The sequence below is a fragment of the Neobacillus bataviensis genome (assembly GCF_019969725.1).
The window spans coordinates 729,855-751,862 of the sequence record NZ_JAHXYW010000001.1; the positions used below are offsets into that span (position 1 = coordinate 729,855).

Consider the following 22,008-nt stretch of genomic DNA (forward strand, 5'->3'; position numbering starts at 1 on the left):
CGAACAGTTTTCGGCTACTATCAAAACAGTTTTAACCGAAAGTCTTTCACCGTCTTGCAACGGGACTGGGCGGAAACTTGTAAGTTAACGGTTCAATCAACGGCAACAATCACCGATTCAATCAGCGTCAAACCCTTGCGGGAGTAAGAACGTTGGCGGGACTGCGTGGGAATCGAACCCACCAGACCTGGCACGCAGGTCTCAAGCAGTTTTGAAGTTTGCTGGCACCTGTTTTTCTAGTACCTAGATGTACCTTGAAGTATTGATATATCAAGGTTTATTGATCACTAGTGTTTTCTTGTGATCTGTAATTTTAAAAATTTGGGCACCAAGCATGGCACCAGAACACCTTACCACTAGTGATATTTTTATATGATATATCTAGTTGGCGAGAATCCCAAAAAATCACACTAGTGAAAATTTCACCAGTGCGTCTGATATGTCATGATATTCATTTTGACATTTGAGTCTAAATAAACTGGGACAATCGAATCCAATGACGATGGTATCCACAACTGGGCAAGAGCTGGAGACAAGAAATGTTTTACGATATATTTGCTATCTACAATTACTGCTCAACCTATCCCGTATCAACTTCATATGATTTTTTTTATAATTAATTTTTTTAGCAAATAATCTTGCTGATCTGTAATCTAGCATATTATTTCTCCGGCCAAATTTTTACATTTGTCTCCAATAGCCATTTATGTTCTTCTTCAGTAACATGAACAAGTGTTATACTATGTTAGATGGTTAGTTGTTAGGGAGAACATTGTTCTATACTTCTTAACCCGCTTCTTTGGTTTATTCCAGGAGCGGGTCTTCTATTTTTCTGAGTTATTCCTCTGATTACCTAGGCTGAACCTTTTTTATTCTTATGATTCTTGATTATATGTTCTGCTTTTACTCTCGTACTGTTGCTGTTGAGTCTATCCATTTCCTTACGTATGTTACTTATCTCATCATCTGTGATGATGGTTCCTGATGATTCATGGCGTTCTATCATCTTTTCCAGTTTTTCGATAAACTGCCTGATTTGTTCTTTTTCATTTTCTATTCCTTTTTCCACACTTACCTGAATCATTTTCTCCCGTTTTTCTTTTCTTTTTTCATCTATTAAGTCTGATATCCTTACATAAAGAAGGACGATGAAAGCAATGCCGGATGCGATCGATAGTATTCCGAAAACAGCCCCTAATAACGGAAGCGGACCTAATACCCTTTTCCGTTCATTCAAAATTTCCTGATCATTTTTGGTGTAATAAACCTTTGATTCGTCTTCGACATCTCCCGGCAGACCGGTTGAGGAATAGTAGTCTTCAATGACTTTATAGGGCTTGATATCCCCCGAAAACAAATCGGCGTGTTGTTTTTCGATATTGCTGACCGCGACGGAAAAGCCGCCATAAGAAAAAAACGAGAATAAACTGATGAATAAAAAGAGTAACGGTTTTCGCACATGCATCCCTCCGTACCGTTGATATAAGGTCATTGTACCAAACATGCCGGAAGAACAGCGTCGAAATTTTGCGAGAAAGAATAAAACCGCCGGACCGGCAGGTTCGCACCCTATTTAATAATGTCATTATGTTTTACGATATTTTGAAATCATGTGCACAGGTCTTTCTTTATGTCCAAATCCGGGTTTGGATAAAATGTCTTCCTGCACTAGGCTATATGTATCCCCGTTCTAATTACTCCATCACCAGTTTGATGAAACTCCTGCGCTGCTGTTTAAATAGACCTTATTCTTCTCTGTTTTTACCTTTTCGTGTTACTTTTGAGTACAAAAAAATTAAGTTATAAATATAAAGCAAGTAAATAAATAATAGATAAACATTACGAAATGGGGAGGAATGGCAGTATGAATTGGGTTTCATTATTTCATTCATAGCTAGCTGGCAACATGCTGATGAAAAGATACGTCGAAATAGAAAGTATTATGAAATAGTTTTCTATGAAGCAAAACGTCCAGATAGTTGGTGCTTTTATATATGGTCAGACGTTCCTATAACAAACGAGGAAATGCCAAGAGTACTAAAAAGAGATTTTTTAGGTGTTAGTGGTTTATCTCAACAACACATTGATAATATATACGATGTCTATGAAATTACAGCAGAACAATTTACTTCACGTTGCGGCATCAAAGCATAATAGCTTATCCTTTATAACGTACGGGTCTTACGGTAACGCACTCAACCCGCTCCTTTGGTTTGTTCCAGGAGCGGGTTCAACATTTTTGTAAGTTATTTCTTTGCATATGTACCTGAAAATTGACTATGTTTCTTTTTCTGAGAAAAGGTAAATATAACAAGGTTACTGTCATGATTTGCTACTTTACGGTCTATGACAGCAACCCTGTGACTGGCCTACTAGATTATTTTAACCCTAATTTAGTTAATACATCATCTAACGTTATACCTTTATACGAACTCTTTGCTTTTGGTGCATCTGAAACTGTCGTATTTTGTAATCCAAAATTCTTAACAACAAAATCCATATCCTTTTTATCAACTACTTTATCGAAGTTCAAATCTGATCCCAATTTATTTGTTCCCCAATTATTTTGAATCTCAATTGCATCTAAAATATCAATAACATTATCTTTATTTACATCACCTGCTTTAGCTTGAGTTAAGCTAAAACCTAATCTTCTACCAAGTGTTTCTCCTCGAACTTCATCTGAAATCACCAAAGACTTATACATTGTAAAATGACCTGGTACATCAACTTTGATTGTATATGGTTTTGGATCGGCATTCAGTTCGTCTGCAACATAATTTCCATTTTTATTTATAAAGAAAGCATCTACAACATTTTTTCCATCATATGAAGTAACAGTCACTTTCGCACCAATATTTTGTTGATCTAAAGCCCAATTCGTCTGACCAGTTTTAGGATCAATCGCCCCTTCTAATCTCATTTGACCCTCTAATCGAGAATAATGAGTTTGTTTTAAATCAAATGCTTCCATATAAGTATAAACATTATTTTTTACTACATTGGATTGATCAATTGTAGTTGCAGTAAATTGCATGTCCCACCAGTTTGCGGGAAAATCCTTCCAATAACGATTGGCTGTTACTAAGTCGAAATTAACTAACTGCATATCTTCTGGTAAAGACTCATTTCCTAAATAATTAAATGTAATAGTATATGTTTTTACATTAGTTGTATCAGTAGATGTTACAGTTACTTGAGCATCACCGTATTTCTTTACAGCATCACTTACAACGACATTTTTAATTGTGGCTAAGTCTTTATTATCTACTTTTAATACTGGAACTATTATCTTCGCAGTTTTTAAGTTTTTCATATTATTTGAACGAAGTGAATAATTGATTGTATCTCCAGTCGAAGCTGTTTGTTTATTTGCTTTTAAGTAATAATAAGAATAAGTTTCAGGCACAAACACTACCCTTAACTTTGCTGTATGATTTGACGTAAAGTTTCTCGCAGCATCATTCGCATAAAAACTTATTTTATATGGTATTTTACCCTTTGGTACAAGTATTTGATCTTTGTAGTTTCCATTTTTATCTGTGTTTCTTGGAAGCTCTGGCCAACCCTCATTGTTATATGGAACAACTTGATTACTTGACTGATCAATTGGAATTCCAGCTCGATTTGCTTCATCTACTTCTGGATCATTTACATTGATATTAAAGTCATACAAAAATTGTCCGTTTGAATCAAATTGACTGTCTTTATATTCAATAACCTTTTGATCTAACGAATCAAAGCTCGAAGTCATTGTTGGTGCGCCTTTTTCATAAATGAAATCGGCTGATTTCGAGAATGTTTTCCCCTGATCATTTGTCCCAATCATTTTTAATTTATAGTGACCTGTTTTGGCAAGAACAATGGAATCACTTATTGGTTTTTTTGGATCCCCTGTGAATGGAAAGTAAGCGCCGCTAAACCCAGTTGTAATTCCGTAAACTAGGTTTTCATCTATTAAACGTCCATCCAATGTTCCAATTAGACCTACATCTTCTCCAGTTTTTGCATCTTGGACCACCACATCTATATTTTTCATATGTGATTTTAACGAGAAATTAAATGATTGTGCTGGTAATGCTCTATCCGGTATAGATATATCACCAGAATACATAGGGTTTGCGATCGTAAGGGTATCAATACCTTCATTTACTACTCGAGAACCAAATGGAATTTGATATGTTTCTGTTGGATCTTCTTTATTTGTAAATACGATATATCCCTCATATGTTCCTTTTTCAGCTGTTTTTGGAATTGACAAATTAAATTTGATAACACGCTGACTATTCCCTTCAATATTAACAAAACTTGGTCCATCTAATGTCACATTATTTAAAGCTGCATCCTTTGAACCTCTTAAGCCCGTTTGGAATTTTACATTTACATCAAATGTTTTTGATTTTTCACTACGGTTTTTTAACATAACATTACGTTCATCTGTAATATCTTGATTATCAAATCCAAACGTGCCAAAGCTAATGCCACCTGTTAATTCTCTAACCGATTTTTCATTTTTATTCTTGACCATTGGCGTGCGATCATCTACTTGAATCTCAACATTTGAATGAATCGCTTCATATGCATCGACTCGACCACTACCGATTTCAAATACACTATAATCCTTTGATAATGGATCAGCCGTATTCATTAAGATTGATTTAATATCTGCTGGATCAAGATTTTTATTTGATTGAAGTAAAAGTGCAGACACACCTGCAACATAAGGTGTTGCCATTGATGTACCTGATAGGCGTTGAAATGCATATTGATAATCTTCAGTATGTGTTCCATCTACATTTTTATTATTAATATAAAATGGAACAGTTGACATGATTGATACGCCAGGAGCAGTTACCTCTGGTTTAATATCATAATTTACTCGAGAAGGTCCACGGGAACTAAATGCTGCTAATTCATCCCCTGGTGTCTTTACCTTTGTATAATCTCCAAATGTGAAGCTTGCATCACCTGCATTGATGGCTGCTAATATTGCTTTTCCATCAGCATTTGAGACTGAAAATGCTGGAATTGCATCAATCGATTCTCCTAAGAATGACTGAATTGGTCCTTCAGCACTATTTGTTTCATCATTGTACATAAGTACACCAATTGCCCCTCGTGCTTTGGCATTTTTGATTTTATCGATTAACGCGTTCGTGCCCCGTTTAATGACAGCAAATTTTCCATTTAAATCCTTGCCATTAAAATCAGCTGCTGTTCTAGCTAGTCCAACATCAACCAGCTGAACTGATTTTCCCTTTAATTGAGAAAGATCGTCTGAATAATTTCTTGCTAACTGTCTTAATGAATAATTATTGCCATTTTGCACACCTGAGTATTGATAGACATCAAGTGAAATTGTTGATGCACCAACTGTTAGAGCTAATGCGGCCGCTCCAGGTGAACCTAATGTGTAATTTCTATCTCCACTATTTCCAGCCGCAACCACTGTCGTTACACCACTTAAAACGGCATTGTTTACAGCAATTGAAGTTGCGTAAAGTGGATCGTTTAATGTATTACCTAATGACAGATTTAGTACATCCATACCATCTTGGACAGCACGATCTAATCCTGCGATAATCGCATCCGTCATTCCACTACCATATGGTCCAAGAACTCGATAGGCATAAAGGTCAGCTTCTGGTGCTGCACCAAGTGAACTATATTCACTATCCGATACACCTCGTCCACCAATAATTCCCGCCACATGTGTACCATGTTCGGTATAGTAAGCGTTTCCATTACTGATTTCAGCTTTACCTGATTTTTTCCAATCGGCATAGGTTGTTTCCATTGGATCATTATCATTATTAACAAAATCATAGCCCCCCTTATAGGCATCGGCTAAGTCTGGATGATGATAATCCATACCTGTATCAAGTATCCCTACTTTAATTCCTTTTCCAGTGTAACCTTCTGCATGTAGACGATCTAGTCCATCATATGGCATAAAATTCGCAACATTGGCTTCATCCGCTTTTAATTGAACACTGTCCTGAGGAGGTGGATCAATTGAAAATGTTTCATTGCTCCATACAGATTTAACTGCTTTTGATTTTAATAGATTCTTAATTTGATTTGCTGGCAGCTCCATAGAAACGCCATTAAAAGCCGTTTTATAGGAATGCTTAATCTTATAATCTACCGCTTGATTTTGGTCGTCTGTTAAAATTTGTCCTAAATCTTGTATAAACGTATCATGATCTTTTTGCACTAAATTGGTAGCATCTTCGTCAGATAATTGTTTTCCTTCTACACTTGCCAGCATTCGTGCCACTTTAGCCGGCTTATTGGCGAATTCAACAATAACCGTAGTATGTTTAGTAGAATTTAAATCAGTATCCGCAGAAAGTTGGAGACCTGATGTTTCATTCGTAGAAAGTTGATTAAGTGCCGCTCTTTGTTCTGCTGTTAAACTAGCAAGTGTATTTTCAGCAGAAAAAGTAAACGCTTTTGTTACTTTCGGAACTGGTCCAATAGAACCTAAAATAAAACTGGTTGATAGAGTTGCTAAAGCTAAGCTTTTTACAATCTTACTTTTGATTGCTTTTTTCCCCATTTTACTTCCTCCCAATCTTTTTATTACATATGTAAGTGCTTTGAATTAATGTACTATGAATCGAAAAGAAATTAATTATTATTTGTCTTCCTTTTCTATCGTACGGTACCAATACAGGTTACTTATGCACTTACAATTATTAAGAATAGGGTCAATTTTGTAAATTGGGGGAATATTAGGTGAATAATGTTGTATATTTGATTTAAAAGACTTATATTACCGATTAACGATTTTGAAGATTTGTGTCGGTTATTCAATTTTTTTGGTGAACAATCACTTATCCCAAGTTAATTTATACTTAACTAACGTCCTTTTTTGTCTTTTATTAAGAGGATAAATATTATCAAAATTGGGGGAATATTCAAAAATTACTTTTAAATCTGAGGCAATTGTAACCGAATTTTGATTTTTCTAAATATTAATTAAGGGGATCTTTATATAATTTTCCGAAATTTACCTCCAAAATAAAAAGTAAGAGGAAGACCTCCAACCTTTTTGGTGAAGCATATCTAAATTTAGAGTAAAATTTTCGTTTGAATCTATTTACGCTTAACAAAAGTTCGTAGTTCTCTACGTAAGATTTTACCCGTGCTATTTTTAGGCATTTCATTAATAAATTCTATTTCTTTTGGTACTTTATATTTAACTAAATGGTTTTTACAAAATACCAACAAATCATTAGTACTAACCATTGGAAGAATATTCAAGTGATTTTTATGGAGATTTTGAAAAAGTGGTTGAGACCCGGCTTAAACGGCTACTGAAAAAGGCTGGGATCAAAAAAACATTACACCTCATTCTTTCCGGCATACCCACACCTCCCTATTGCATACCCCTTTTCTTGCGTTATAAATATTTCCTTCTGTAAAGGCCTGATAACCTTCTGGTTCTTTCATAATTACAGTTTTGATACACTTTATTTTCAAATTTTCAACCCTCCACAATATTTCTCAAGTCGTGCAGCTCTATCATCGAAAATATTCACTTTTAATGTTGTTTACTTTTCCAATGGAAATACCAATTAATTGGTATTAGAGCAACTAATAAAGGCCAGATAATTTTTAATATATCTAAAATATTTTCAAACATATTTGTCACCCTTTTTGCTCAAGCCATGTAGCATATTCTCGTAAGGTTCACTTTTTCACTGACTTCTACCTCGGGGCAAGCCCATCGGGTTTTCTTGGTGTGTATTTCTTAACCTATTTGGAGAATACTAACCAAAATATACCTATGAGGTGCACAATGAAACGCAAAATTATTTTTCACCCAAACTTTAAGAAACAACTTGACCTTGTTTCTCAAAAAGCCATCCAAGATGTCTTGAAAGAATATAAAATAAACCCTAATAAAGTCTGTAAATAGATTGGTTATTGTTGCGCATGGCAAAAGTAACAGTGTTTGCAAAAAACAGACTTTTATTTTTACACATTTTTTATCCAATAAACCCTTTTAGTGAAAGTTTCTTAATCTTTCCTTCCTTGGCAGATAAGTTATAATCAACAATCTCTATCCAGTCGGCCTCTGTAAAACTTAATACAATACAACCATTAGGATAAATTAGTTTAATTTTTCTCTCCAATAAAAATATGCTAGTCGTTACGATGTTAACTGAATGTTGAAGTGCCGGACGTTGCTCGTTTTGAATCGCTTGAATCTCACTACTTCCCCTCGGTGTGTAAAATGAACATTGTAATGAACTGACTTTTTTGATAAAACAGTATTCAAAATAAACGCCCCCTAAAATTTCTTTCTATAGAAAAATGTATCTGCAGTTTCAAAACCATAGGACTCTGGATTAAATAGTGTTCCGTGCTTCCTACAAACAGAATTCCCCCAGGCCTTAACGCTTCACTAAACTTCATATACAATAAGTGTTTCGCTTCTTCCGTGAATTAAATAATTACATTACGACATACAATTAAATCGTTTGATTTCTCAAAATGATCCCCAAGAAATTTAACGTCCAATTGAACTATAATTGCTAAAAAAAGGAGATAAAAATGATTTTATATAAGGTGTCCAAAAGCGGTAAATATCATATTGTAATGGATTTATTAGATAAGAAGTCAAAGTGTGGTCGTTATTTAATAGAAACGATTTAAATGAATTTAGAAAAAATGATTTTCATGAAATATGCAAAAACAAATTGGTTTGTGAGTTACCAAAGCTACATAGGGAGATAATGTTAAAAGGATAACTATCGTATAGGCAAATTGTACATATACAAGAACTTAATCAAGCATAAAATTTCCTAAAAAAAATAAAGCATAAAGTTTCCAAACGGAAATTTTATGCTTTACGTCATTCACTGTGACTTGAATCATATTTTTGCCCGATATTGAACCATATTTTTGCCCCCCTTGGTATTACAGTCTTTTTACCTTGCATATATGAATAATTAGAAGTGCTCCTAAAAAGACAATACTTCCTGCACGCGGTGCATCTAAATCTTGTGTGATCATCATTACCCGTTTTCCCCTATATAAGGAAGATCTGCACCTTTTCTTTGGCTTGAATCTTCTTGTTTTTTTATAAAACTTTCCATTAAAGAAAAATAAGAAAGATTTTTATTTTTTAATTCCTTCTTTATTAGTGATAGGGTGTATTAATATCCTCCTTTTCCCCAATTAAAAGCTGTCTTTTGGGTAAATCGTTTCTTCGATTGTCAGCGCTTTTTCCTAAAAATCAATACTCCTTATATCAAAGTCATACTTTAACCATAGAAATGTATATTAAAATGCTTTTAGAATACCAAAAGCACCTATCTACGTTTGAGGAAGAAATAGATGCTTTAGCAAAAGAAATTCAAAGAATATAAGATTATTCAATCGATCCCTGGTATCGGAGAAAAAATCGCGGCAACAATTATTTCTGAAATCGGCGAGATTGATCGGTTTAATCACCCTAAAAAGGTCGTAGCTTTTGCCGGAATTGACACAAGTATATTTGAATCTGGTAGATTTAAGGGAACGGTCAATCGTTTCAACCCGTTCTTTCACCGCTACTTTCTTCAACGACCTCCTCCCTTATAATTTTATTGTCTGATTAATTTTGAAAAATACACTCTGTTACAAACCAGTTTTCGCTTAGAAGTTATCTTAATGAATCTATTAATCTAAACATAGATTCTATGTTAATTTAATTGATGGATTTTTATTTCCTTTTCATAATGTAAAATTAGCGCAGGATTTACCATTCCCGTTTTAATTTCCAAAGTATTCAATAACCCCATTAAAACACTGCGTAAAAAGAGATACTTTCCCTGATATCCTAACATTAATCCAGCAGCAAAACCTGCTACTGTAGCATCTCCAGAACCAACAGGGTTTATTGGTTTGATTTTTGGAATAACAACACGAAATAGCTGTTCTCGATGCTTAATGACGGCTCCTTGATCTCCAAGAGTTACCATTATATAAGGAACAGGAACTGGAAACTCCTTAAGCTCATTTATCAACTCTTCTTTGGAGTTTAAAGTTTTTCCAATTAACTGTTCAAATTCAGAAATGTTAGGTTTAATCATGGTTGGCAATGAACATAAAGATTCTTTCATTGCAACCCCACTTGTATCTAGTAAAAAGGGCTTTTGAAATCGATGTGCCATATTAATTAATTCCTTATAAAACGTTGTAGGAAGTCCTAATGGTAAACTCCCCGATGCTACAATAACAGAGGCTGCCTTAAATTGTTCCTCCATTGCCTTTAGGAATGTAATTTTTTCTTCCTCTTTAATTAATGGTCCCTCTTCCATCACTTCGGTTTGAACTAAATCATGCAGAACAGCAATACAATTCCTTGTATCTTCTTTAATCGGAATAAAGGAGTTGGATATCCCTTCACGTTCCAATTCTCTTTTAATATAATGGCCATTGGTACCACCCATGAACCCAGTAGCCTTAACCGTTAAATTTAAACAATTAAGAACCCTGGTCACGTTTAGCCCTTTACCACCGGCTGTTTTCATTGTGGAATTACATCGGTTTGCTCCACCTAATTGAAACCCCGATATTTGATAATTAATGTCAACTGATGGGTTTAGCGTTATCGTTAAAATCATGCTTTACCGTTACTAAGGCACATCTTGATTTTTTCGATAGCAATTTGTTTCATTGCTGCCTTTGCTGGTGCCATATATTTTCGGGGGTCACTTTCATTTGGGTAATTAATCATGAAATCCCTTAGGGCTTTAGAAAAAGGAATTTTCAGCTCCGTAGCAATATTCACTTTGCAGCATCCCAGAGCAATACATTTCCTTACGTCATCAACTGAAATTCCTGATGCACCGTGTAAAACTAGAGGAATGTCTAGTTTCTTCTGGATAATAGCCAGACGATCAAAATCTAGTTTAGGTTCTGATGCATACAAACCATGAGCAGTACCGATTGCAACGGCTAAAGAGTCAATCCCTGTTTCTCTCGCAAAAACGACGGCAGCATCCGGATCCGTGTAGAAGGAATCCTCTTTTTTCACGATAAGGTCATCTTCCTGACCTCCAAGTCGTCCAAGTTCCCCTTCAACTGAAGCATTATAATGTCTTGCCAGCTCAACGATTTCTCTTGTAATTTGAATATTTTCCTCAAAAGGGTGGTGAGAGCCATCTATCATGACTGATTTTACACCTAACTGTAAAGAAAACTCGATATCAGTTCTTTTTTCATGGTGGTCCAAATGAAGGGCAATCGGAGTTGAATATCGAGCTGCAGCAGACTCCACAATCGCTTGTATATAATCTCTTCCAGCATAAGCAAATGTTCCAGGGGTAGCAGCCAAAATAACAGGAGAGCTTAATTCTGCTGCAGCTTCAGTAACAACTTGAATTGTTTCTAGGTTATGAATATTGAATGCCGGAACGGCATATCCTCCCTTTTGAGCTTTAGTCAGCATTTCCTTTGTATTGACTAGATTGGAAGTCTTAACACTCATTTGAATTCCCCCTACTATTACAATGAATGGATGGTAACACCTTGGACTACCCTGTTTACCATTCCATTTATACTGGGGTTATCAACTTTTAATCCTAACTGAATCGATTTTTTAACAGCAAGTGCCTGAGCAAAAAGCACATAAATAAGTCCGAGATAAATGTCTTCTAGTTCCCCATCACTATTAACAATTAGTTGCCAATCAGTTGTTTGCAGTACTTCATGATCGTAACAATTATCTATACTTACAATCTTTAAATCTAGATTTTCTTCATACAACTCTTTTAGAAGATCTCTATCATATCTCCGAGTATAAGAATCTCTTGAAAGGAATAGGACCACCAATGTCTGGTCATTCAGAATAGATTTTGGCCCATGACGGAATCCTAGGGGAGTTTCATGCATAGAAATGACTTGACCAGATGTTAATTCCAAAACCTTTAATGCTGATTCGCGTGCAATACTTCCTAAAATACCAGAACCTAAGAAAATAATACGTTCGAATTCAAACTGAAAAATATGACCAAGATCATTCGAAAGTTCATTTAATAAAGATTCGCCAGAAGTCGATAAATTATCAACAATACCTTTTAGGGATTCTAGTTTTTCATATTGGAAGACTAATAAACTTGATAGCATCATACAGGTAAAACTACTAGTCATAGCAAATCCTTGATCGTTTGATTCAGCAGGCATTATAAGAAGCAGCGCTTTGGAATCGTTCCTTACTTTTTCAGCCAAATCCCCTTTTTCATTACATGTAATGACGATTTGATAAAAATCACTAATTATTTTTTCACCTAGTTCAACTGCAGCTACGCTCTCAGGACTGTTACCTGAGCGAGCAAACGAAACTAGAACAGTTGGAATATCATCTTGAAAATAATAAGTGGGGGCCGAAACCAAATCAGTTGTTGCTATTGCTTGAAAATCAAATCCCTTATTTGAATAGTTTTTTCTTAAAAATGGAACAACCGTTTCTCCAATAAAAGCTGAAGTACCAGCGCCTGTAAATACAAAACGAACTCGCGAATGCTCAACAGAAAGATGTTTAAAAAACTGTTCAATTTTGTCTTTTTGTTTTAAGACCAGCTCAAATACTTTTTTCCAAAGTTTTGGCTGCTGCATGATTTCATTAACTGTATTCGCTGCACCCAATTGTTCAATATGTTCTTCTGAAAATGGTAGAAACATATTATTACCTCCATTTATGCCAATTTATCAAGCAATCTATAATATAGTTCAACTACATTCATAATCATGGCTCTTTGTCCGTGAAATGGAATTCTTTTAAGTGGAAGTTTTTCTAGATGATGTTTTAAGCAATTTTCCTGAGTAATATTCTGTGCTAACACTTTTCCTAGTAATGTTGTGATGGCAGCTCCATGCCCAGCACAGCCTACAGCATAGTGGGTACCATCCTCTAATTGACCAATATGTGGAAAAAAATCATAAGTCATCCCTAGGAAACCTCCCCACGAATAATCAAAACCAAACTCTTTCAATTCAGGAAATACTTTTACTAAATCAGCTAAGACCTCTCTGTATGTCTCAATACTTTCATTACCCCGAAGACTATCTTTCCCACCGAATACTAGTCGAAAATCTGGTGTTAGTCTGAAGTAATTAAGAAAGTTTTTGGTGTCAAAAATCATGCGGTTATTTGGAATTAACTTTTTTGCTAGTTCTTGTGGAATTGGCTGTGTAGCAATCATATAGCTCGCAACAGGTAATACAGACTTGGTTAATTTTTTCTTAAGGCCATCTGTATAACCATTGGTAGCAATTACAATATGTTTTGCTTTTATTTTTCCTAAGGGAGTTTTTACGATGGTGTATTTTGAAGTATGTTCTATAGAATCTACCCTTGAATGTTCATAAATAGTTCCATTTAAATCCTCAACTGCCTTTGCTAATCCAAGAGCATAGTTGAGTGGATGGAAAGAAAAGCTTTGTGAATCTAATAGGCCGCCATGATAAAGGGAGGAATTGAGTTCAGCATGCATTTCATTTTCCTCAATAATTTTTGTTTTATAATTACCATACGCCTCTAAAAATTCCTGTTCTCGTTTTAACGCATTCAAATGCATAGGTTTATATGCTGCTATAAAATGGCCGCTTTGTTTTAAATCACAATCAATGTTTCGTTCTTGTACGATAGACTTCACAAGATTAATCCCATCTAAAGAGAATTCAAACATATTTTTTGCAACGGAATTACCATATTTTTTAGATATTATATTCATTTGATGGTGATAACCTGGAAGAATCATGCCGGCATTACGTCCACTAGCCCCCCAGCCAACCTTGTGCTGCTCTAAAACAACAGTGTTTACCCCTTTTTGTAAAAGATGGTAAGCTGTTGAAAGTCCCGTATAACCTCCACCAATAATGACTACATCCGCTTCTTTTTCCCCTTGTAATGTCTCTTTTTGTGTACGATTATTTGAAGTTGCTTCCCATAAAGATATTGATTTCATCTTAAGTACACTCTCCTAGGAGTATTTTCGTAATTCACTAAGAGTAGGATAAGTTTTTCGATCTCTTTGGGTGATGACGCGGGATGCTAAATTGTTGGCGAAGGATAATCGGTTTAAAGGATTCTCCTCCCAACGACTTGCGTATAAATATCCCATGTCAAAAACATCTCCTGCACCGGTTGTATCCACTGCAGTTACCTTTGTTCCGGCCTCTCTGATGATTTTCCCCTCTTTACAAAAGGCAGCACCTTTCGATCCAAGCTTTACAACCACTTCACAACAATATTGACTCACAATATGAAGTGCATCATGCCAATCTTCTTTTCCTGTAAGATTACAAATTTCAGTTTCATTTGGCATGTAAACATCCACATATTTCAAAATTTCTAGAGTTTGAGAAACGGTCTTTTCCGACCATCCATTTGGGTCCCAGCTTGGATCAAAATAAATCTTCTTCCCTAGTGCTCTTTGTTCTTTTGCCACAACTAGTGCATCTTCCACTGAAAATTTAGGGAGTAAATACGCACCGCAAATAACAATTTCTTCACACTCATTTAATAAGTGCTTTTTACTATGGTACATTTCCAAATCAAAATAGTCATGCGCACCGGAAACTGTTGTGATGGCCCGTGATCCATCCTTGTGAACAATAACAAACCCTACACATGTTTGTTGATTCGGCAACTTAACTATTCCTTGTGTCTCTAAACCTCGTTTAAGAAGGGCTTCTATTAAAAAGTCACCATATTCATCGTTTCCAACACTAGAAAGAATTATTGAGGGGATACCTAGACTATGTAAAGCTAAGGCCATATATCCAGCTGTTCCTGCGATACGCTGTTCAAATCGATCAGCCAAAATTTCAGTATCCCATTTGGGTGCTTCTTTTACACTTCCAATGATAACATCTATATTATAGTTTCCAATGATACCAACTGGTTTTACCATCACTTTTTACCCCGATTCATTTCTTGGTATTCAATTTCTTTTTTATCAAATGAGATGAACGACAACACCCGAATCATATTGATTCCAACTATTAGTGGGTTGATGGGTCAACCTCATGTGGAGAATAACCCTCAAAAAAATTGAGGGTATTATAAAAGCTCTGTATAAAAGCGGCAACGGTCGCCTCGGATTAATGACCGGCAAAACTCAACAGGGATCCCTTGATTGTCATATGCTATACGTTCTAAAAGCAGAGCTGGATTCCCCTCTCCTACTTGTAGAATCATACTTTCATGACTACGGATTAGAACCGGTTCAAAAACCTCTTTAGCCTTTGTTACATAGATCCCATACTCCTTTTGCATTACATCATATAAGGAGTTATTTTCTAACATTTTCGCTGTCAGGTTGGGAAACAATTGCGTTGGAATATAGGATGTTTCTAATATAATGGGTTCATCTCCACTGCACCTTAATCGGTTTAATTCAAATACTTGATTGTTTTCAGTAAGCTGTAGTTTTTTTGCTACACCAACTCTTGCTTCGTTTTCTTTAAGGCTGAGAATAATGTCTTTAGGATTTAATCCTCTGCTTTTCATCACCTTGCTAAAACTATAAAAATTGGATAATGATTGATCAATTTTCGGCGCTGACACAAACGTCCCCTTACCCTGAATTCGATTTAGCATCCCTTCTTGGACAAGTTCATCTATCGCTTTTTTAACCGTATTTCGGCTAATATTATATTCGTGCTGTAATTGGATTTCAGAAGGAATCATGAAACCAGGATTCCAAGTTCCAGATTCAATATTTTCCAATAAGATTTCTTTTAATTGGTAATAAAGTGGAATAACACTAGAAGTATTTAGTTTTTTCTCCATTTATCAGTCACCTACTTTCATATTTGAAATTTACTTAACCATTTTGTTTTTCATAAGCCTCCGGGGCAGCACACGAAATGAATTCAGCCACATGTTGATAATCAATATCTGCTGCTTCAAAAACAGCATAAGGAACGACACCGTGAGCTGCATCTGTATGTCCAGATAATTGATTACTTGCTGCTACTCGTCTCATTCTATTTTTTATTGCTTTTATCCTATCAGTCCCGAGTTCTTGTCTTGCTTGTTTTAATTCCGAGAATCCATTAAAATCTAATCTTTCTTCTAGTAAAGAATCTAGAGAAATAAATTGAATCTGTTTCCCCCTTAAATCAATATAAAGTAAATCACCTGTTTGCAGATATAGAATTCCTCCACCATGCAGGGCTTCCGGTGTTACATGACCAACAGCCGCCCCAAGAGTAACACCTGAATATCTTCCATCACTAATAACAGTTACCAGCTTTCTAAGTTTTCGATTCGCATTGATATGCTGCATCGGTGTATACATTTCGGGCATTCCAAATGCCGCTGGGCCCTGGCCAGAAATAACAACTGTAAGCTTTAAGGCACCATTGTCGGCCATTTGATCAAACAATTCACTATAAGGTAATTTACATAGTTTAGAGTAATTTTCTCTATCATTATGTTTTAAAACGGCAAGCAAGTGTTTATGACTGAATGTTTTATTCAACTTAATATTTTCTAAAAAATTCGAATCAAGTAAGCTTTGATTTGCAGTTTCTTCATTATCAAAATAAAGAGTGAAATTAACTTTTTTATCAAATGAATTTAGTTGAGGTGTTGGCATTCCACTAATTTTAACAACTGCACTTTCAAAAAAGTTCCCTGTTAAGACATCAACCCCGCTGAAGGAACGTCGTGGTGAAGAAAGAATGACTTGATCCTTCTGAACGTGATTTGCGGATAAATTCTGCTTTCCTGCTAGTCTTTCTTCCCATGTTGTTCCTGTTACTGTAGGAGCATCTACATCCATAGGAACTCCATTATTTATCAATTCATAAAATAACGTTTCCATCCCTTTACTAGTGCCACTACAGCATTGATTAGCCAATGTAAAAATGTCTCTTCCCTGCGTTAAACTATAATCGAATAAATCAGGAATAGGATATTCCTGGCGAATTCGTTCATAGTCCCAAAGGGTAAAGTTAAATCCTCCATAGAGCATCCCTGCTACAACATGCATCATTAGATTCGTCGAGCCACCTGAGGCACTGTGAATGCGAATAGCATTCTTAATATTTGTTGCTAACAAATTCGTAACACTAAACTTAGGATTATTAATTAATAGGGCCATGCTTTCTACCGCTTGATGGAGTTGTTCTTTTGAAGGGGATTGGGTTAACAGCTCCAGTGCCGGATGGACAAGTCCCAGACCAGAAACCACATGCCGTGAACTATTCCCTGTTCCGTTAAATGCACATACACCGCCATCTTTACCACAGGTACTTACAGCAAGTCGTTTTTCAAAATCTTTATGTTCAATATCCGTGATTATTCCTCTACTTCTTGCTCTTTCAAACACCCCTTGAAATGATGTATTTGTTGAACAGACCAATACATAACTCAATGTATCACGAATATCTTCTGCGATATCCGATGCCCCTAAAAAATCAGCACGGTCTGCAACACTGTGTAATTCTTCGATCAGTTCATCAGGATAGCTTCCGCCACTCATTACATGCGCTGGTGCAAATGTTGCAAAGAACGGTGCCTCCCCTCGATGCCGTCGGACCCGGTCCACTTGAGCTAAAGCACTAACTACACCTAAAGGTTGCTTGTCACACCCCTGAATAACAAACGCGCCATGATAACTGTGGGCTTCGATTTGATTAACTATCATTTGTGCCACAGCATTACGGCTTTGAAGAGAATAACTCATCCCTTGGTTATCCTGTGCAGTTCCATCACACATTACTGGTGTAGAAAACTGGAAGGGTACCCCTCCGTTTTCCCAAATTCTAAGCGCCGTAATTGCAATCGTATGGTAATCCATGATATGGGCAGGGTGATCCGGAGACCCTCCAATAATGGCAATACGAGGGGCATTTGCTTCCAAACGATCATAAATATTTTCAAGAGTCCAATCAGGGCTTGGTCCATCATATGAAGAACTCAATACTTGTTTTGAACGATCTAACAGACCCGCAACAGTGATAGGCTCATTAGATTTCCCAATAACTGTATCACGATAGGGATTAATGGTATTTTCTATTAGTGGAAATTTGACTGTCATAGAACAATTCTCCTTATTTATAATGCAATTCTATGAATCTTACTGTTTCCAAATAAATAACGATACCCTGCGTTTTTAATAATATCTGCCGCAACTGGGTTTTGATTAAACTGCGCTCCCCCAAGCCAGCAGAAAATATCAACTTCTTGCTGAAGCTTTTCTTCTAAAATAGTTTTTGATTCAACAATTTCGCGTTTCATTACCTCTTCAGGGGTGTCTAATGAAATCCTGTAATGGCTGCGTGTATGGCTACAAATTACATGATTTTTTGCAACCTCCCGAACCTCATCCCATGTCATTGCATACCGCCCGTCATGACTATATTCATCGAATTGGTCAATATCAATGCTATGATTTTTGGCAAATTCCTTCTGTAATGGTACAGGAGTATCTACAAAATCAGTGATTATATGGTACCATCCAATAAATCCATATTTTTCAAGTAGTGGCAATGCCACATCATAATTGTTTCGATATGCTTCAAACATAGAGATTATGAGCCCTGGTTTTTCCTTTTTCCACTCTTTTGTTACAAAAAACTCTTCCAAGTCTTCCTTTGAAACTGGTGAAAAATTCTGTTGATAGTATTTCAGCTCTCTCTCAAGCTTACCTTGGTCGACAAAATGGGTATTATGATAGTTTATTGCACGGATATATTGACCACGAAGTAAATTTTCCTTTACATCCTTAACCAATGTATTCTCCAAAATATTCCACTCCTTCCATTGTACATCATGTCCAAGCATACATCGGGTTTTGCACACAAAATTTCCCACCACTTATTTCTATATGGGTTCCTGTTATATAAGACGATGCATCAGAAGCCAAAAATGCAACTGCAGAAGCTACATCCTCTGGTTTCCCCAACTTTCCAAGGGGGATAGTTTGGAGCATCTTTTCCATGTTTTTCTCAATCAAAGGACCAGTCATAGGTGTTTCAATTACACCTGGTATATAAGCGTTCACTCGAATATTTGCAGGAGCAAGTTCACCAGCTAATGTTTTTGTCAAACTTAATATTGCAGCCTTGGAAGCTGCATACGCTCCGCTTCCTGCGGAAGGGATAATGGCCGCAAATGATGCGGCATTTAGAATAACTCCACTCCCATTTTCTTGCAAGTAGCTCGAAGCAACCTTAGTACCAAGCCACACTGATTTCAAATTAATATGAAAGACAGAATCCCAATCATTTTCTGTCATATCTAACAGTTTTTGTTGCGGATAGATGCCAGCATTATTGATCCAAATATTTATTCTCCCAAAACGTTTAACTGTATTTTCAGCAAAGCGACTTACTTCTTCATAGTTTGACGCGTCTGCACTTTCGAAATGGATGTTGAGCCCTTCTTGTTCGAACTCTTTTAAAAGGTCCACACCTTTTTCTTTGTTCCTTCCGCAAACACTTACGTTACAACCCTCTTCAAGGAGTTTCCTTGCAATTGCTTTACCAATTCCTGAAGTGCCGCCAGTGATTACTACTGTCTTTCCCAGCAATCCTAAATCCATTGTTTCACCTCTTATAAAAGCTAATTAAATGGTCTTTTGAATAGTCTTCTCTCCAAAAAATTGAGGTAAGTATTGTTTGTGCGCTTGAAGCAGTTCATCTGTAAGCTTTTCTGCAACTTCTTCACTTGTTACCGCGCCATCAAGGAGCATCGCTTCAATCACAAAGTCTCGATTACCGGTAATTGCTGCTTCAACAGTGAGATCAACCACAGAGAGACGCTTTCTAATAATGGATGCGAGTGTTTCAGGGAAATCAGGTACGAACATTTGATAAAAGCCATTTCCAGTAGCAACAGCTGGCATTTCCAATACAGAATTAGCAGGAAGATTAGGTACAGCACCTTTATTTGGACAGTTAATATAAAAGGTTTTACGTTCATCGTGGTAAAGAGAACGGAGGATTTCTACTAACTGTTCATGTTCACCCTCTGTCCGATTGAACAATTCGCTATTAAATTCGAGTTCGCCTTCAGCCTGACCTATCATATTGCTGTATACACGATCGCCACGTTCAATTACTGCCTCAAATGGAAATGCATTTTTGCCCAGGGTATGGTTGTAATACTTTCCTTCGGGAAAACGTTCAGGGAAAAACTCAACTACATGCCTATCTAAAACGGCTGGAACAGCACCATATTTTTCATAGAACGCCCAAGAAAAAGGATTATCCATAAATTGCGGAACCTCTGAATCCTCAAGCATTGGATTAAAGAAATTATATTCGTGACCTTCTTTTGCCACTTTTTTCTTTTGTTCTTTAAGTACTTTATTCACAATCGGCCAAGCATTCTCTCCGTCAACACGAAGGTCATACAGGAAAGTTAGATGGTTTAATCCAACACCAATCGAAGAAATTTGTTCTACGTCTACACTTAAGAATCGAGATAAATATTTTTCTAGATATATAGAACCGTGACAGAGACCAACAACAGGAAAATCCACTACTTTTCTAACAGCAGAAATAATAGCCGTCATTGGGTTCGAATAGTTGAAGAAATATGCTTCAGGACAAAGTTCATTTACATCCTTTGCTACTTCAATCATTGTTGGAATCATTCTTAGGGCTCTTGATATCCCCCCTGGCATAGTAGTATCACCAACAGGCTGGTAAATTCCATATTTACGTGGAATGAATACATCATTCTCCCAAGCACGGCGACCGCCAACTGCAATAGTCGTAACTACTACATCCGCACCGGGAAGCAATTCACGTCGATCTTGTGAGGAGCTAATAACGATGTCTACATTCATCTTGTCAACCATTTTTTGTGCTAATAAGGTAATAGAATCTAAGGCTTTTTTATCAATATCTACTAATCCAACTTCCCAAGAGCCGAAATCTTTTGCCTGAATAAAGTCAGCAAGCAAACCTTGTGTAAAAACAGCACTACCTGCACCAATTAGAACAATTTTTTTTCGATTCTTTGACATTTTTATTTTCCCCCTTCAACTGAAAGTGCATTAACAAATGCTTCACAAACTCTGTTAAAAAATAAACGTAATAACTCTTTTTGCTTGTCAGCATCAGGCTCTTCCATAATCCCCTTATGTTGCAGCGGAGTGAGAAAAAGCTTTACAAAAGGAGCTTCTTCCTTATTTAAGTCATAATGTTCTGACATTTGAATGTATTGCCAGACTTGATTAAAAAGTTCTTTATTACTGTTTTGATCCACTTCTGCGAAAATACCAGCCTGCTTTTTATAGCTGTAAATAGCACCAAAGTAGATATAAAGTTCTTTTTGATTCCTTTTATTCTTTAAAAAACAGCGATAGCCTGCTGCGTATGAACCAAAATTATCTCCTGCCTGGTGATCGAGCCTTACTTCAAAGGAATCGCCTTTAGTTGTTTCAATTACTTCCTTGACTGTTCGAGTCAAGTTAAATAAAGATAAGAGGTCTTTTAGCTCAACTTTAAATTTCTGTAATTCAACTGCGTTCCTCATAGCTTCTCCTTTCTTGCTGCCGCTAAAAGTGCCTCACAGCAGGAAACAAAATAATCTTGAAGAAACTCCGCTTGTTTTACAGCCGATTCAAACTCCGTTACCTGGCTTAATATGTCATCGGGAAGAAATAATTTTAAATAATCACTTTCTTCTTTATTGATATGATAAACAGAGGAAGGACCAATCTGATCCCAGACCCTTTCATAAACATCAAGGTTATTGTTTCTATCAAGTTCAACCATTAATCCTACCTTCGTACTTGGCAGGAATATAAAACCAAAGTGAATGTATAGGGATTTATTGCTTTGCAGGTCCTTTATGTAACAACGGTATCCGAACCAATGTGGGCCGTTATTATCTTTCGCCTGATAATTAATTTCGCAATAAAATCGATCCTTAGAAACCGATGATGCAACATACTCAAGGACTTCATTGCATTTGTGAAAAGAAAGCAAAGTTGGAATATCCAACTGAAAAGCTTTTTGTTCCGTTACGTTCACCATGTG

General features: G+C 36.2%; 15 protein-coding genes and 2 pseudogenes. 2 read left to right on the forward strand and 15 right to left on the reverse strand.

Annotated elements, in window-relative coordinates:
* Positions 1-853: 853 nt before the first annotated feature.
* A complete protein-coding gene (locus tag LC455_RS03530; protein ID WP_223588226.1) occupies positions 854-1,459 on the reverse strand; it encodes a hypothetical protein in 606 nt (201 codons plus the stop codon).
* 410 nt (positions 1,460-1,869) lie between these two features.
* Here LC455_RS03530 and LC455_RS03535 point away from each other — a divergent pair, with 410 nt between their 5' ends.
* A complete protein-coding gene (locus tag LC455_RS03535; protein WP_223588227.1) occupies positions 1,870-2,154 on the forward strand; it encodes a hypothetical protein in 285 nt (94 codons plus the stop codon).
* A gap of 223 nt (positions 2,155-2,377) precedes the next feature.
* Here the strand turns inward: LC455_RS03535 and LC455_RS03540 are convergent, their stop codons facing one another.
* Positions 2,378-6,562, reverse strand: coding sequence for a S8 family serine peptidase (locus tag LC455_RS03540; RefSeq protein WP_317851397.1), 4,185 nt, complete (start codon positions 6,560-6,562; stop codon positions 2,378-2,380).
* Between the two features lie 1,740 nt (positions 6,563-8,302).
* Positions 8,303-8,517, reverse strand: a pseudogene (locus LC455_RS03550) (CheR family methyltransferase); the annotation flags it as partial.
* A gap of 740 nt (positions 8,518-9,257) precedes the next feature.
* On the opposite strand from LC455_RS03550, the pseudogene LC455_RS03555 reads away from it, so the two are divergent.
* Positions 9,258-9,546, forward strand: a pseudogene (locus LC455_RS03555) (transposase); the annotation flags it as partial.
* 152 nt (positions 9,547-9,698) lie between these two features.
* Here the strand turns inward: LC455_RS03555 and LC455_RS03560 are convergent.
* The 12 genes from LC455_RS03560 to LC455_RS03615 form a co-directional block, all read right to left on the reverse strand.
* Positions 9,699-10,622 (reverse strand): 1-phosphofructokinase family hexose kinase, encoded by a 924-nt coding sequence (locus LC455_RS03560; RefSeq protein ID WP_223588229.1) that lies wholly within the window; start codon positions 10,620-10,622, stop codon positions 9,699-9,701.
* Positions 10,619-11,488 carry a tagatose-bisphosphate aldolase subunit GatY gene (locus LC455_RS03565; RefSeq protein ID WP_223588230.1) on the reverse strand — a complete coding sequence of 290 codons (870 nt, stop codon included), beginning with the start codon at positions 11,486-11,488 and terminating at the stop codon, positions 10,619-10,621. The genes LC455_RS03560 and LC455_RS03565 overlap by 4 nt, the downstream gene beginning before the upstream one ends.
* A 17-nt stretch (positions 11,489-11,505) precedes the next feature.
* The gene (locus LC455_RS03570) at positions 11,506-12,681 is read right to left on the reverse strand and encodes an SIS domain-containing protein (RefSeq protein WP_223588232.1); all 1,176 of its coding nucleotides are present in this window, start codon (positions 12,679-12,681) and stop codon (positions 11,506-11,508) included.
* A 14-nt stretch (positions 12,682-12,695) separates the two neighbouring features.
* On the reverse strand, positions 12,696-13,967 hold the full coding sequence (locus tag LC455_RS03575; protein WP_223588233.1) for an NAD(P)/FAD-dependent oxidoreductase: 1,272 nt from the start codon (positions 13,965-13,967) through the stop codon (positions 12,696-12,698).
* 15 nt (positions 13,968-13,982) lie between these two features.
* Entirely contained in the window at positions 13,983-14,915 is a 933-nt protein-coding gene (locus LC455_RS03580) for a carbohydrate kinase family protein (RefSeq protein ID WP_223588235.1), read from the reverse strand.
* A gap of 149 nt (positions 14,916-15,064) precedes the next feature.
* Complete coding sequence (locus LC455_RS03585; protein ID WP_223588237.1) at positions 15,065-15,796, reverse strand: GntR family transcriptional regulator; 732 nt, start codon at positions 15,794-15,796, stop codon at positions 15,065-15,067.
* 34 nt (positions 15,797-15,830) lie between these two features.
* Entirely contained in the window at positions 15,831-18,053 is a 2,223-nt protein-coding gene (locus LC455_RS03590; protein ID WP_223588239.1) for a dihydroxy-acid dehydratase domain-containing protein, read from the reverse strand.
* A 17-nt stretch (positions 18,054-18,070) separates the two neighbouring features.
* A complete protein-coding gene (locus tag LC455_RS03595) occupies positions 18,071-18,760 on the reverse strand; it encodes a polysaccharide deacetylase family protein (protein ID WP_223588240.1) in 690 nt (229 codons plus the stop codon).
* 25 nt (positions 18,761-18,785) lie between these two features.
* On the reverse strand, positions 18,786-19,559 hold the full coding sequence (locus LC455_RS03600; protein WP_223588242.1) for an SDR family NAD(P)-dependent oxidoreductase: 774 nt from the start codon (positions 19,557-19,559) through the stop codon (positions 18,786-18,788).
* 24 nt (positions 19,560-19,583) lie between these two features.
* Positions 19,584-20,990, reverse strand: coding sequence for a family 4 glycosyl hydrolase (locus LC455_RS03605; protein WP_223588244.1), 1,407 nt, complete (start codon positions 20,988-20,990; stop codon positions 19,584-19,586).
* A 2-nt stretch (positions 20,991-20,992) separates the two neighbouring features.
* Positions 20,993-21,502, reverse strand: coding sequence for a hypothetical protein (locus tag LC455_RS03610; RefSeq protein WP_223588246.1), 510 nt, complete (start codon positions 21,500-21,502; stop codon positions 20,993-20,995).
* Positions 21,499-22,005, reverse strand: coding sequence for a hypothetical protein (locus tag LC455_RS03615; RefSeq protein WP_223588247.1), 507 nt, complete (start codon positions 22,003-22,005; stop codon positions 21,499-21,501). The genes LC455_RS03610 and LC455_RS03615 overlap by 4 nt, the downstream gene beginning before the upstream one ends.
* Positions 22,006-22,008: the final 3 nt, after the last annotated feature.

What these genes read in the sequence shown, in the direction of transcription:
- LC455_RS03600 (WP_223588242.1), bottom strand. Translation starts at nt 19,559, where the DNA reads ATGGATTTAGGATTGCTGGGAAAGACAGTAGTAATCACTGGCGGCACT.
- LC455_RS03610 (WP_223588246.1), bottom strand. Translation starts at nt 21,502, where the DNA reads ATGAGGAACGCAGTTGAATTACAGAAATTTAAAGTTGAGCTAAAAGAC.
- LC455_RS03605 (WP_223588244.1), bottom strand. Translation starts at nt 20,990, where the DNA reads ATGTCAAAGAATCGAAAAAAAATTGTTCTAATTGGTGCAGGTAGTGCT.
- LC455_RS03560 (WP_223588229.1), bottom strand. Translation starts at nt 10,622, where the DNA reads ATGATTTTAACGATAACGCTAAACCCATCAGTTGACATTAATTATCAA.
- LC455_RS03585 (WP_223588237.1), bottom strand. Translation starts at nt 15,796, where the DNA reads ATGGAGAAAAAACTAAATACTTCTAGTGTTATTCCACTTTATTACCAA.
- LC455_RS03615 (WP_223588247.1), bottom strand. Translation starts at nt 22,005, where the DNA reads ATGGTGAACGTAACGGAACAAAAAGCTTTTCAGTTGGATATTCCAACT.
- LC455_RS03570 (WP_223588232.1), bottom strand. Translation starts at nt 12,681, where the DNA reads ATGTTTCTACCATTTTCAGAAGAACATATTGAACAATTGGGTGCAGCG.
- LC455_RS03540 (WP_317851397.1), bottom strand. Translation starts at nt 6,562, where the DNA reads ATGGGGAAAAAAGCAATCAAAAGTAAGATTGTAAAAAGCTTAGCTTTA.
- LC455_RS03590 (WP_223588239.1), bottom strand. Translation starts at nt 18,053, where the DNA reads ATGACAGTCAAATTTCCACTAATAGAAAATACCATTAATCCCTATCGT.
- LC455_RS03565 (WP_223588230.1), bottom strand. Translation starts at nt 11,488, where the DNA reads ATGAGTGTTAAGACTTCCAATCTAGTCAATACAAAGGAAATGCTGACT.
- LC455_RS03580 (WP_223588235.1), bottom strand. Translation starts at nt 14,915, where the DNA reads ATGGTAAAACCAGTTGGTATCATTGGAAACTATAATATAGATGTTATC.
- LC455_RS03575 (WP_223588233.1), bottom strand. Translation starts at nt 13,967, where the DNA reads ATGAAATCAATATCTTTATGGGAAGCAACTTCAAATAATCGTACACAA.